Source organism: Pseudomonas sp. TE3552 (assembly GCF_056278945.1).
Genome location: NZ_JBWBQJ010000001.1, coordinates 5950346 through 5962807, shown reverse-complemented (window position 1 = coordinate 5962807; position 12462 = coordinate 5950346). Strand labels below are relative to the sequence as shown.

15 protein-coding genes are annotated in these 12462 nt (G+C 59.0%); 8 read left to right on the top strand and 7 right to left on the bottom strand.

All coding sequences use genetic code 11. The features are described from left to right. Positions 1 to 3 precede the first annotated feature (3 nt). Positions 4 to 1095, top strand: coding sequence for an anhydro-N-acetylmuramic acid kinase (locus ACZ9BB_RS26950; protein WP_476217730.1), 1092 nt, complete (start codon positions 4 to 6; stop codon positions 1093 to 1095). 67 nt (positions 1096 to 1162) lie between these two features. Here the strand turns inward: ACZ9BB_RS26950 and erpA are convergent, their stop codons facing one another. Together erpA and argC are read right to left on the bottom strand one after the other, a co-directional pair. Continuing rightward, complete coding sequence (gene erpA / locus ACZ9BB_RS26945) at positions 1163 to 1513, bottom strand: iron-sulfur cluster insertion protein ErpA (RefSeq protein WP_007906865.1); 351 nt, start codon at positions 1511 to 1513, stop codon at positions 1163 to 1165. A 165-nt stretch (positions 1514 to 1678) separates the two neighbouring features. Continuing rightward, a complete protein-coding gene (gene argC, locus ACZ9BB_RS26940) occupies positions 1679 to 2713 on the bottom strand; it encodes an N-acetyl-gamma-glutamyl-phosphate reductase (RefSeq protein ID WP_007941665.1) in 1035 nt (344 codons plus the stop codon). A gap of 136 nt (positions 2714 to 2849) precedes the next feature. On the opposite strand from argC, the gene hemJ reads away from it, so the two are divergent. From hemJ to coq7, 6 genes are all read left to right on the top strand, one after another. After that, positions 2850 to 3281 carry a protoporphyrinogen oxidase HemJ gene (gene hemJ, locus ACZ9BB_RS26935; RefSeq protein WP_095630806.1) on the top strand — a complete coding sequence of 144 codons (432 nt, stop codon included), beginning with the start codon at positions 2850 to 2852 and terminating at the stop codon, positions 3279 to 3281. Positions 3282 to 3314: 33 nt separating this feature from the next. Continuing rightward, positions 3315 to 4283, top strand: a complete 969-nt coding sequence (locus tag ACZ9BB_RS26930; protein WP_476217728.1) for an NAD(P)H-dependent flavin oxidoreductase — start codon at positions 3315 to 3317, stop codon at positions 4281 to 4283. A gap of 93 nt (positions 4284 to 4376) precedes the next feature. Next, positions 4377 to 5330, top strand: coding sequence for a DUF805 domain-containing protein (locus ACZ9BB_RS26925; RefSeq protein ID WP_476217726.1), 954 nt, complete (start codon positions 4377 to 4379; stop codon positions 5328 to 5330). 61 nt (positions 5331 to 5391) lie between these two features. Continuing rightward, positions 5392 to 6180, top strand: coding sequence for an SDR family NAD(P)-dependent oxidoreductase (locus tag ACZ9BB_RS26920; protein WP_476217724.1), 789 nt, complete (start codon positions 5392 to 5394; stop codon positions 6178 to 6180). Between the two features lie 79 nt (positions 6181 to 6259). Continuing rightward, positions 6260 to 6598 (top strand): histidine triad nucleotide-binding protein, encoded by a 339-nt coding sequence (locus ACZ9BB_RS26915; protein WP_476217722.1) that lies wholly within the window; start codon positions 6260 to 6262, stop codon positions 6596 to 6598. Positions 6599 to 6799: 201 nt separating this feature from the next. Beyond that, positions 6800 to 7447: a 2-polyprenyl-3-methyl-6-methoxy-1,4-benzoquinone monooxygenase gene (gene coq7, locus ACZ9BB_RS26910; protein WP_019580750.1), complete on the top strand. Its 648-nt coding sequence runs from the start codon at positions 6800 to 6802 to the stop codon at positions 7445 to 7447. Positions 7448 to 7642: 195 nt separating this feature from the next. On the opposite strand, the gene ACZ9BB_RS26905 is transcribed toward coq7, so the two are convergent. Continuing rightward, positions 7643 to 8065 (bottom strand): OsmC family protein, encoded by a 423-nt coding sequence (locus ACZ9BB_RS26905; RefSeq protein ID WP_007941657.1) that lies wholly within the window; start codon positions 8063 to 8065, stop codon positions 7643 to 7645. A 248-nt stretch (positions 8066 to 8313) separates the two neighbouring features. On the opposite strand from ACZ9BB_RS26905, the gene crp reads away from it, so the two are divergent. Beyond that, positions 8314 to 8958 carry a cAMP-activated global transcriptional regulator CRP gene (gene crp, locus ACZ9BB_RS26900; RefSeq protein WP_007941656.1) on the top strand — a complete coding sequence of 215 codons (645 nt, stop codon included), beginning with the start codon at positions 8314 to 8316 and terminating at the stop codon, positions 8956 to 8958. A 24-nt stretch (positions 8959 to 8982) separates the two neighbouring features. On the opposite strand, the gene ACZ9BB_RS26895 is transcribed toward crp, so the two are convergent. The 4 genes from ACZ9BB_RS26895 to ACZ9BB_RS26880 all read right to left on the bottom strand — a co-directional run bounded on the left by ACZ9BB_RS26895 (position 8983) and on the right by ACZ9BB_RS26880 (position 12267). Then, complete coding sequence (locus tag ACZ9BB_RS26895; protein WP_476217719.1) at positions 8983 to 9684, bottom strand: lipoate--protein ligase family protein; 702 nt, start codon at positions 9682 to 9684, stop codon at positions 8983 to 8985. Positions 9685 to 9781: 97 nt separating this feature from the next. After that, entirely contained in the window at positions 9782 to 10618 is an 837-nt protein-coding gene (gene trpC / locus ACZ9BB_RS26890; RefSeq protein ID WP_476217717.1) for an indole-3-glycerol phosphate synthase TrpC, read from the bottom strand. Continuing rightward, positions 10615 to 11664 carry an anthranilate phosphoribosyltransferase gene (gene trpD / locus ACZ9BB_RS26885; RefSeq protein WP_476217716.1) on the bottom strand — a complete coding sequence of 350 codons (1050 nt, stop codon included), beginning with the start codon at positions 11662 to 11664 and terminating at the stop codon, positions 10615 to 10617. Before trpD ends, trpC begins: the two co-directional genes overlap by 4 nt. 9 nt (positions 11665 to 11673) lie before the next feature. Next, complete coding sequence (locus ACZ9BB_RS26880; protein WP_476217714.1) at positions 11674 to 12267, bottom strand: aminodeoxychorismate/anthranilate synthase component II; 594 nt, start codon at positions 12265 to 12267, stop codon at positions 11674 to 11676. Positions 12268 to 12462 lie beyond the last annotated feature (195 nt).

Here is a 12462-nt window from a genome sequence, read left to right as displayed (position 1 = left end):
GCCATGGCGCTCTATATAGGTGTGATGTCCGGGACCAGCCTTGATGGCCTGGACATTGCGCTGATCGAACAAGCCCCGGCGATCAAACTGATCGCCACGCATTACATCCCCATGCCCGAATCCCTGCGCGCCGAGCTACTTGGCTTGTGCGCCAGCGGGCCGGACGAAATAGCCCGCTCCGCCATCGCTCAGCAGAATTGGGTGAAACTGGCCGCACAGGGAATTCATACCCTCCTCGACCAACAGAACCTGAAGCCGGACAACATTCGTGCGATTGGCAGCCACGGCCAGACCATTCGCCACGAACCGGCACGCGGGTTTACGGTGCAGATCGGCAACCCAGCCTTGCTCACCGAGCTGACCGGCATCACCGTGGTCAGTGATTTCCGCAGCCGCGATGTGGCTGCGGGCGGACAAGGCGCGCCATTGGTTCCGGCCTTCCACGAAGCTCTGTTTGAACAACAACCTGGTAACCGCGCGGTCTTGAACGTCGGTGGGTTCAGCAACCTCAGCCTGATCGAACCCGGCAAGCCTGTTGCCGGGTTCGACTGTGGCCCGGGGAACGTTCTGCTGGATGCCTGGATTCACCAGCAACGCGGCGACAACTTTGATCGTGACGGCCAATGGGCTGCCAGCGGCAAGGTTGATCCTGTTCTGTTGAACGAGCTGCTCAGTGATCCATTCTTTGTGACTCAAGGCCCCAAGAGCACCGGCCGCGAAGTGTTCAACCTGCCATGGCTGATACAGCATCTGTCACAGCTGCCAACCTTTGCTGCCGAAGACGTACAGGCCACGCTGCTTGAATTGACCGCGCTGACCATCGTCGAGTCATTGCAAAGCGCCCAATCGGCGACCCAGGAACTGCTGGTCTGCGGCGGCGGCGCGCACAACGCCACACTGATGAAGCGGTTGGCCAGCCTGCTGCCGAACGCAAAAGTCAGCAGCACCGCGACCCATGGTGTAGACCCGGACTGGGTCGAGGCCATGGCCTTCGCCTGGCTGGCTCATTGCTGCCTGGAAGGCATCGCAGCCAACCGCCCGAGCGTCACCGGTGCCCGTGGCTTGCGTGTTCTCGGCGCCATCTACCCCGCCTGAACCCCAGACAGCAAAACGCCGCAAAATCCTGAGATTCTGCGGCGCCTGGTAATGCGATGAGGTGCGATCAGATCGAGAACGAAGAGCCGCAACCGCACGTGGTGGTAGCGTTCGGGTTCTTGATCACGAAACGCGAACCTTCCAGACCTTCCTGGTAATCCACCTCGGCACCTGCCAGGTACTGGAAGCTCATAGGGTCGACCACCAGGCTTACGCCTTCGCGCTCGACGATGGTGTCGTCATCGGCCACTTCTTCATCGAAGGTGAAGCCGTACTGAAACCCTGAACAACCGCCGCCCGTAACGAATACGCGCAGCTTCAAGCGATCATTCCCCTCTTCATCGACCAGGCTCTTCACCTTGTGCGCAGCACCGTGGGTGAATTGCAAAGCCGTGGGGGTGAAGGATTCGACGCTCATGCTGACTATCTCCCGGCGTTACGCCGCCATAATGCGTGATGACGCGCATTATCCGCTTGTCCTAGAAAATCGGTCAACTATTGTTACGGTATATCAATCAACCCAATCACCAGACCAAAATGCAAAAAGGCCCATTCAGGGCCTTTTTGCCGAGCGGATAAAACCTTACGGCAGCATGCCGGCATGGGAAAGGCCCAGGCGCTCATCCAGACCGAACAGGATATTCAGGTTCTGCACCGCCTGACCCGACGCGCCTTTGACCAGGTTATCGATCACCGACAATACCACCACCAGATCACCATCCTGTGGACGATGCACGGCGATACGGCAAACGTTGGCACCGCGCACACTACGGGTTTCCGGATGGCTGCCAGCCGGCATCACATCGACGAACGGTTCGTTGGCATAACGTTTTTCAAACAGCGCTTGCAGATCCACCGAGCGGTCCACGACGGTCGCGTAAAGAGTCGAGTGGATGCCGCGAATCATCGGCGTCAGGTGCGGAACGAAGGTCAGACCGACGTCCTTGCCCGCAGCACGACGCAGACCCTGACGGATTTCCGGCAAGTGACGATGCCCTTTGACGGCGTAAGCCTTCATGCTCTCCGACGTCTCGGAATACAGCGAACCCACCGAGGCACCACGACCGGCACCGCTGACGCCGGATTTGCAGTCAGCAATCAAACGAGTGGTATCGGCCAGACCCGCTTCGAGCAATGGCAGGAAACCCAATTGCGTGGCGGTGGGGTAGCAACCCGGCACAGCGATCAGGCGCGCCTGCTTGATCTGCTCACGATTGACTTCCGGCAAGCCGTAAACCGCCTCTTCCAGCAGTTCCGGCGCGCCGTGCGGCTGGCCGTACCATTTGGCCCACTCATCGGCGTCTTGCAGACGGAAGTCTGCCGACAGGTCGATGACCTTGGTTCCGGCCGCCAGCAACTCACCCGCCAGGGCATGGGCGACACCGTGTGGCGTAGCGAAGAACACCACGTCGCAAGCGCCGAGGGTCTTGATGTCCGGAACGCTGAACGCCAGGCCGTCGTAATGGCCTCGCAGGTTGGGGTACATGTCGGCCACGGCCAGGCCGGCCTCGGATCGGGAAGTGATCACTACCACTTCAGCTTGCGGATGCTGTGCCAACAAACGCAGCAGTTCGACACCGGTGTAACCCGTGCCGCCGACGATACCGACCTTGACCATAAACCTGCCCTCAAACGAACCCACTGGAAAGCCGTCGATAATAGGGGCCGCGCGGCCCTGCGACAACCGTCAAGGTGACGTGCGGGCGCTCTACCCCCTACTATCTTCACTACCGTGAACCTGGGAATAACTGAAAATGCTTTATCTGTGGCTCAAAGCGCTTCATATCGTCAGCATGGTCTGCTGGTTTGCCGGCCTGTTTTACCTGCCGCGCCTGTTCGTCTATCACGCGCAAAGCGAAGACACCGTCAGCAAGGAACGCTTCAGCATCATGGAGCGCAAGCTATACCGGGGCATCATGGGGCCGGCGATGATCGCTACGCTGGCATTCGGCATCTGGCTGATCAGCCTCAACCCAAGCGCTTATTTCACCCAAGGTGCGTGGATGCACGCCAAGTTGACTCTGGTGGTGATCCTGATCGGCTATCACCACATGTGCGGTGCTCAGGTAAAACGTTTTGCCCGTGGCGAAAACACCCGCAGCCATGTCTTTTATCGCTGGTTCAATGAAGTGCCGGTTCTGATATTGCTGGCTATCGTAATTCTGGTCGTCGTTCGGCCGTTTTAAATCCGACAAGCACAACTCACCGGGGTACTTCCAATGTCGCTGCCCGCTTTGCTCGATCAACGTTTGCGTCTGCCCGTGGTGGTGGCGCCGATGTTCCTGATTTCCAATCCTGAGCTGGTGCTCGCCTGCTGCCGTAATGGCGTGGTGGGCAGTTTCCCAGCGCTGAATCAGCGTGAGAGCAGCGGTTTCAAGGCCTGGCTGGAAGAAATCGAAGCAGGACTGGCGACACTGGAAAACCCCGCGCCTTACGCGGTGAACCTGATCGTCCACAACAGCAACCCACGATTGCAGGCGGACCTGGCGATCTGCATCGAGCACAAGGTGCCGATCGTAATCACCAGCCTCGGTGCCGTGAAAGAACTGGTCGACGCGGTACATAGCTACGGCGGCCTGGTGTTTCACGACGTGACGACCCGTCGCCACGCGGAAAAAGCCGCCGAGGCTGGCGTGGACGGCTTGATCGCCGTAGCGGCGGGCGCCGGTGGTCACGCCGGAACCTGGAGCCCGTTCTCGTTGATCGCCGAGATACGCCAGTTTTTCGACAAGACCCTGCTGCTGGCGGGCTGCCTGAACCATGGACATGAGATTCTTGCCGCGCAATTGCTCGGTGCGGATTTGGCCTACTTCGGTACGCGATTTATCGGCACCACGGAAAGTCATGCGCCTGACGCCTATAAGGAGATGCTGCTGGCTTCCAGAGCCGCAGACATCGTCCATACTCCAGCGGTATCGGGAGTGCCGGCAAGCTTTATGCGTCAGAGCCTGGAGGCCGCCGGTTTCGACATGGCGGCGCTGCAGGGCAAGGGCGAGGTGGATTTCGGCTCCAAGCTCAAGCCGTTGAGCGATGAAGCCAAAGCCTGGAAAACCGTGTGGTCCGCAGGCCAGGGCGTCGGAGAAATCGACGACCTGCCGAGTGTCGATCAACTGGTCGCACGTCTCGACACCGAATACCGCAAGGCGCTGGAACTGGCGGCGGCGCTGCCCAAGCGCTGGCCGCGCTGACAGGAAAACTTGGCCAGCCCCTCCCGGCGGGCCTTACACTCGATACTTGCAGCAGCCTCTATTACAAACTATAGCGACAAGGATGCCTCGGCCATGAGTGAAACCCGTTTCAAGATTGTCTTCGACGGCGCTCTGCTGCCAGGTGTCGACGCCACCACCGCGAAGCTCAATCTCGCCGAGCTGTTCAAGACTGATGTCGCGGCCATCGAGCGCCTGTTCAGTGGCCGGACGGTTGCGCTCAAGCGCGACCTGTCGCACGCCGACGCGCAGACCTATCTTCAGGCGCTGACGAAAACCGGCATCGATGCCCGAATCGAAGCCGAACCCTCGATCGAGCTGGACCTGTCCGACGTTCATGTCAGCCCTTCGGCAGAGCCGGAGTCCCCCTATGCACCGCCGCGAGCCACTGTTGGCGAAGCGCTGCCGGCGTTTTCTGTGCTCAAGCCATTCAGTTTCGATGGACGCATCGGCCGATTGCGTTTTCTGGCCTGGACGATGGCCCTTACGCTGGTGACGCTTGGTATTGGCGCCGTATTGTCCGTGTTCGGCTTCGCCCTTATCGGTACTGACTCGACCGCCGGCCTTATTCTCGCGGGTCTGCTGGCCGTTATTCTGGTCGTGGTACTCGCGTTCATCAGCATCCAGTTCAGTGTGCAGCGCCTGCACGATATCGGATGGTCTGGCTGGCTCTGGCTGCTGAACCTTGTACCGTTCGTGGGGAGCGTTTTTCCGTTCGTGATGGCGATTGTGCCGGGCAACAATACTGCCAATCGGTACGGTGCACCGCCGCCGCCCAACAGCAACGCGGTCAGAGTACTGGCTTCGCTGTGGCTGGTGTTTATCGCGATCATGTTCGTTGGCGGGCTGACCGGAGGTCTTACAGCGATCCAGGATGAGTATGAAAGCGCCGCTGATAGAGCCTATCAAAGTAGCTCCGTGACCATCGATGAAGTCGAAGAAGTGCCTGTCGAGACCGAGTCAGAGCCGAATTCAGCCGACGATGCAGCCGAAGCGGCCCAGCCCCCTGTAGACTCTGCGAAAGAATGAACAGCGCTCCCCGCCCGTGACACCGCGTCGCCGGCGCGGAGCCGTTGCGATGGAGAACTGCATGACCCGTTACGCTCTGATCACTGGCGCTTCCAGCGGCATCGGCCTGGCGATGGCCGAAGCGCTGGCCCGGCGCGGCCGTAGCCTGATTCTGGTGGCCCGACAGCGTGATCAGCTGGAAAGTATTGCGATTGAACTGACGCAACGTTTTGGTGTGGAAGTATTGTTTCGTGCCTGTGACCTGGGCGAGCCGTTAAGACTGTCCGGATTTTTGCTGGAACTGGAGGAAGGCGACCGGCAGATCGATTTGCTGGTCAACTGTGCCGGCATCGGCACTTGCGGCCCATTCCTGGCCCAGGACTGGATGACCGAGCAGGACTTGATCGAAGTGAATATCCTGGCCCTCACTCGCTTGTGCCATGCCGTCGGTAACAGCATGGCCCTACAGGGCGGTGGGCAGATACTGAATGTCGCCTCGGTCGCGGCATTTCATCCCGGCCCATGGATGAGTACTTACTACGCCAGTAAGGCTTATGTACTGCACTTTTCCGAAGGTTTGCGCGTTGAACTGAAAAAATGCGCGGTCAAGGTGTCGGTGCTCTGCCCTGGCCCGACACGCACAGCGTTTTTCCGCACCGCACAACTGGACGCCGACAAACTGGTCGAGAGCAAACTGCTGATGAGTCCAGAAGAAGTCGCGCTCTATACCGTACGGGCCCTGGAAAAAAATCGCGCCATTATCATTCCCGGTCGCCTGAATCGCTGGTTCGCGTTCCTGCCGCGGCTCGGCTCGCGCTGGCTGACCCGGACAATCGCGGGCATGGTCAACAAGGCGCACTGCCCGCGCTGACTGCTTTCAAGGTAAAAAACTGGGCTCAAGCAAGGCCCATGAGTACACTCAAGCCAGCCAAATAACGGAGAAAACAGCTGTGGATACTCTGTTCACCAAGATCATCAACCGGGAAATCCCGGCGAAGATCATTTACGAGGACGACCAGGTACTGGCCTTCCACGACATCGCGCCACAGGCCCCCGTGCACTTCCTGGTGGTCCCGAAGAAACCGGTACGCACCCTGAACGACCTCACCGAGGACGATAAGGCGCTGGCCGGGCATATTCTGTTCACCGCGCAGCGTCTGGCCAAGGAACTGGGCTGCGAAGACGGTTTCCGTGTGGTCATGAACTGTAATGAACTGGGCGGGCAGACGGTCTATCACATTCATATGCACGTACTGGGTCAGCGCCAGATGCACTGGCCGCCGGGCTGATGTGGCGAGGGAGCTTGCTCCTGCTGGGCTGCGCAGCAGCCCCCATCCATGCGTCGTATTTTCAACCCGAGCTATGGGCTGAATTTACGACCGCTTCGCGGTCGAACGGGAGCAAGCTCCCTCGCCGCAGATGACCCAGCGCAAACCCTCCCTCGGCCGATTGGGTTAAACTGGCCGCCGAGATTCTTCCCGGAGGTCAGCATGACTACCCAACGTCACTACTCGCCGATTGACCGTCTTCTGCTGCAAGCCGATGCCGCGATGCGTACTTTGCTGCCTTTCAGTGGTCAGCCTTACCGTCCGTCGCCTGCCATCGTGCAGCCGGATGCGCAAATGAGCGACGAAGATACCCGACACGTCGCCGGTTTGATGCGCATCAACCATACTGGCGAAGTTTGCGCCCAGGCGCTGTATCAAGGTCAGGCCCTGACCGCCAAGCTGCCGCAAGTGCGCGCGGCCATGGAACATGCCGCCGAAGAAGAAATCGATCATCTGGTCTGGTGCGAACAACGCATTCACCAGTTGGGTAGCCACACCAGTATCCTCAATCCGCTGTTCTACGGTATGTCGTTCGGGATTGGCGCGGTGGCCGGGTTGATCAGCGACAAAGTCAGCCTGGGTTTCGTTGCCGCCACCGAGCATCAGGTCTGCAAACACCTGAACGAACACCTTGAGCAACTGCCGGCCGAGGATGAAAAATCCCGAGCGATCCTTGAGCAGATGCGCATTGATGAGGAACACCACGCCGAAAGCGCGCTGGATGCCGGGGGGTTCCGTTTTCCTGCACCGGTGAAGTTCGGCATGAGTCTGTTGGCCAAGGTGATGACCAAGAGTACGTATCGGATCTAAGTATTGCAGCGCCCGCGACGTCCCCATCGCGGGCAAGCCCGCTCCCACAGGGACCGCGTTTCGGCAATAAAAAAGGCGACTACCTCGAGGTAGTCGCCTTTTTTTGTACTCGGAACTCTTAGTTCGGCATGTTGCGCGCGTAGAAAACTTGCATCACCTGAGTCTGCACTGCCTTAACGATAGTTGAATGTCGATTCAACCGAGCTCGATGATTTCGTAGTCATGGGTAATCGCCACGCCGGCCGCGCCGAGCATGATCGAGGCCGAGCAATACTTCTCGGCCGACAGCTCGATGGCGCGCTTGACCTGTGCTTCTTTCAGCCCACGGCCCTTGACCACAAAGTGCATGTGGATCTTCGTGAAAACCTTCGGATCTTCGGTCGCACGCTCGGCTTCGAGGAAGGCTTCGCAGCTTTCCACAGCCTGACGGGACTTCTTGAGGATGCTGACCACATCGAAATTGCTGCATCCGCCAACACCCAGCAGGAGCATTTCCATCGGCCGGACACCCAGGTTACGACCGCCGGCATCGGGCGGACCGTCCATGACCACGACATGACCGCTGCCGGATTCACCGAGGAACATGGCTTCGCCAGCCCATTGGATGCGTGCCTTCATCGCCAAGACTCCACTGTATAAAAAAGGGTCGCCAGCTTAGCACAGGGCCCTTGATTGGCAGTGCTTCGCCTTCCTAGGACATAACCGTATGCGCTGTAGGTAAATTCTCAAATCTTCTAGGAATGTGTCTGTTAAGCTGGCGCCAATTCGCTGGCGCATAGCCATCTTTGTAGCGCATAAAACATTGCAGGCTTCGCCAGCTCCTACAAAAAAATAAACACACCGTGCAGTCTTTACGGGATACAACCATGGTTGCTATTACCCCCACACCAAAAATCAAGAACCTCGACAAACTGTTGATGCACTGCCAGCGCCGTCGCTATGCCGCCAAGAGCAACATCATTTGTGCGGGCGACCGCTCGGATACGCTGTTCTTCATCATCAAAGGCTCGGTAACCATCCTGATCGAGGATGACGACGGCCGTGAAATGATCATTGCCTACCTCAACTCCGGCGATTTTTTCGGCGAACTGGGTCTGTTTGAACAAGCCGGGCTGGAACAGGAGCGCAGCGCCTGGGTTCGCGCCAAAGTCGAATGCGAAGTCGCGGAAATCAGCTACGCGAAATTCCGCGAGCTGTCCCAACAGGATCCAGACATTCTTTACGTGCTCAGCGGACAAATCGCACAACGCCTGCGTAATACCACGCGCAAGGTCGGCGACCTGGCATTCTTCGACGTGACCGGTCGTGTCGCACGCTGCCTGCTGGAACTGTGCAAGCAGCCAGATGCCATGACCCATCCGGACGGCATGCAGATCAAGGTGACCCGTCAGGAAATCGGCCGCATTGTCGGTTGTTCCCGAGAGATGGTCGGCCGCGTGCTCAAGGATCTGGAAGAGCGCAATCTGGTCGACGTCAAGGGCAAGACCATGGTGGTTTTCGGTACGCGCTAAACCCGAAAATCAAGCTCCGAGAACTTAAGCCCCGAGCATTTCTGCCAGTAACTGTCGGTACAACGTGTCGAGCCGTTCCAGCGCATGAGGAGCGGCAAACTTTTCATGCAGGGCGATATGGCTTTCAGCGCGGACCCGCTGATCCAGGCCACAGGCTTCATTGAACCGATTGACCGCCGCGACCATCGACTCTCGCTCGTCATCGATCAACATTGCCCCGTGCACCAGACCAACCGGGCGCTGACCGCCCTTGCTCTGGCGCCAACGTTGAGCGGTGCCGACCATCTTTCGACCATCAAGGTTGACGTTGAAACGGCCGTCGCAGAACGCACCCTCGATTTCGCCCAGAGACGAAGTGCCGCCCAGCTCATCCAGTAACTGACAGATCGGATCGCACAGACGCCGGTAGCCGGTTTCGATACGGTTCAGATCGCCTTCGTTACGCGCAGGGGCATAAACCAGCGCGATGTTGATGGTGGAGGCCGATTGCGGCACCGGCTCACCACCGGTTTCACGCAACAGCACCGGCCAGCCGGCGGCGGCGGAGACTTCGCACGCCGCCTCGAACTGTGGCAGACGATTCAAGCGCCGGGGCATGACCAATGCGCGGTCAGTGGGTTGCCAGAACAGCAGACCGAACTCTGACTCACCGGTGCACACGTGGCCCAGCAGATCCTGTTCGGCGAGCAGGCCGGCTTCGATGGTCAGGGGGATTGGCAGCGACATGGACGACTCGGCAGACTTGAGGTCTTTGGGAAATTTGAGGGCCTCATCGCGGGCAAACCCGCTCCCACAGGGGATCGGGTTGCCTGCAAAATGGTCTTCAGTCGAGGGTAGAACCGCTCACTGGAGTGCCGCGCTCGGGAAAGAACAGACGCTGCAGTTCGGTACCCGGGCTTTCAGCGCGCATGAATGCTTCGCCGACCAGGAACGCATACACGTCGCTGATTTCCATCAGCTCGACATCGGCCCGGTTAAGAATGCCACTCTCGGTGATCACCAGACGATCTCGCGGAATACGCGGCAACAGGTCGAGGGTGGTTTCCAGATTGACTTCGAAAGTGTGCAGGTTGCGGTTGTTCACGCCCACCAGTGGCGTGTCGAGGGTCTTCAAGGCCCGCTCCAGCTCATCGCCGTCGTGGACTTCCACCAGCACATCGAGACCGACGCTTTTGGCGACGGCCGCCAGCTCGGCCATTTTCACGTCATCCAGTGCGGAGACGATCAACAGCACGCAGTCAGCGCCCAGTGCACGGGACTCGACGATCTGGTACGGATCAATCATGAAATCCTTGCGGATCACTGGCAGCTTGCATGCCGCCCGAGCCTGTTGCAGATACGCATCGGCGCCCTGGAAGTAATCGATGTCGGTGAGTACCGACAGGCAGGTCGCGCCGCCCTTCTCGTAGCTTTTGGCGATGTCGGCAGGCACGAAGTTCTCGCGGATCACGCCTTTGCTCGGTGAAGCCTTCTTGATTTCAGCGATGACCGCCGGCTGTTTCTTCTTGGCCTGATCGATCAATGCCTTGGCAAAACCACGGGGTGCATCGGCCGCCTTGGCCAGGTTTTCCAGCTCTGCCAGGCTCACACGAGCGCTACGCTCGGCGACTTCCTGGACTTTGCGGGCCAGAATATTTTCCAGAACCGTCGGTACACTCATCCCTCATTCTCCACTTTGAATACCGCGGTAAATGCACCCAATTCCTCAAGTTTTTCCCGAGCGAGGCCTGTGTGCAGCGCATCGTGCGCCAGGGCAACGCCTTCTTTCAAACTGCTGGCAACATCAGCGGCGTACAGCGCGGCACCGGCATTGAGCACGATCATCTCGGCTGCTTTCTGACCGTTCTCGGTCTTGCGCTTGCCCAAGGCATCGCGAATCAGCTCAAGGGAGGCCGCCGGGCTTTCCACCGCCAGGCCGTGCAGGCTTTGGCTCTTCATCCCCAAGTCTTCGGGTTCGACCCAATACTCGGTGATCTGGTCATTCTTCAATTCCGCTACAAAGGTCGGTGCTGCCAGACTGAACTCATCCAGGCCATCCTTCGAGTGCACCACCAGCACGTGTTTGCTGCCCAAGCGTTGCAAGACTTCGGCCAACGGCCGGCACAACGCCTGACTGAATACACCCACCACCTGATGTTTCACGCCGGCCGGATTCGTAAGCGGGCCGAGCATATTGAACAAGGTGCGCAAGCCCAACTCGCGGCGCGGGCCGGCGGCGTGCTTCATGGCGCTATGGTGAGTCTGGGCAAACATGAAACCGATGCCCACGTTGTCGATGCAACGCGCCACCTGGACCGGAGTCAGGTTCAGGTAGATACCGGCGGCTTCCAGCAGGTCGGCGCTGCCGCTTTTGCCCGACACCGCACGGTTACCGTGCTTGGCCACGGTGCAACCGGCCGCCGCGACCACAAACGAGGAAGCGGTGGAGACATTGAAAATGTTCGCTCCGTCGCCGCCAGTGCCGACGACATCGACCACGCCGTCGAGAGTGTTGAGTTCGACCTTGTCCGCCAACTCGCGCATCGCCGTCACGGCGCCGACGATTTCATCAATGCTCTCGCTCTTCATGCGCATGGCCATCATGAACGCGCCGATCTGCGCATCCGTGCATTGCCCGGTCATGATTTCGCGCATGACATCGCGCATCTCTTCGGTACTGAGGTCGAGGTGGCCGACGATACGGCTCAGGGCTGTCTTGATATCCATGGAAAGTCCTTAGCGCGTGCCGCCGGTTTGTTTGAGGAAGTTGGCGAACAGTTCGTGGCCCTGCTCGGTGAGGATAGACTCCGGGTGAAACTGAACACCCTCGATATTCAGCGTCTTGTGACGCAGGCCCATGATTTCGTCGACCGAACCGTCTTCGAACTGGGTCCAGGCGGTCAGCTCCAGGCAATCAGGCAGGGTTTCGCGCTTGACGATCAGCGAGTGATAACGGGTGACCGTCAACGGGCGATTCAGACCCTCGAATACGCCCTTGTCCTCGTGGAATACCGGGCTAGTCTTACCGTGCATGACTTGGCGAGCACGAACCACATCGCCGCCAAAGGCCTGGCCAATGGACTGATGGCCCAGGCAAACACCGAGAATCGGCAGCTTGCCGGCGAAGTGCTTGATCGCTTCGATGGAAATACCGGCTTCGGTCGGGGTGCAAGGACCCGGGGACACGACGATGCGCTCAGGGTTGAGGGCTTCGATTTGAGCAATGGTGAGTTCGTCGTTGCGCACAACTTTAACCTCCGAGCCCAGCTCGCCGAGGTATTGCACAACGTTGTAGGTAAAAGAGTCGTAGTTATCGATCATCAGCAACATGGCGTTAAGAACCTCTTGAATTCACTGACTTTTAATACGGCCTTCGAATGATTTACCCGCAGTGCGCTGCGCTTTGTCAGGTGCTGGAGTGGCGCCAGCAAAGCGGCATTTCATACAGGTAAAGAAGGCAAAGCGGTACAGGTCCGGCCAGGCCGGCAGAAAAGATTCAGGCGCGCCAACGCCAACGGGCGTGTG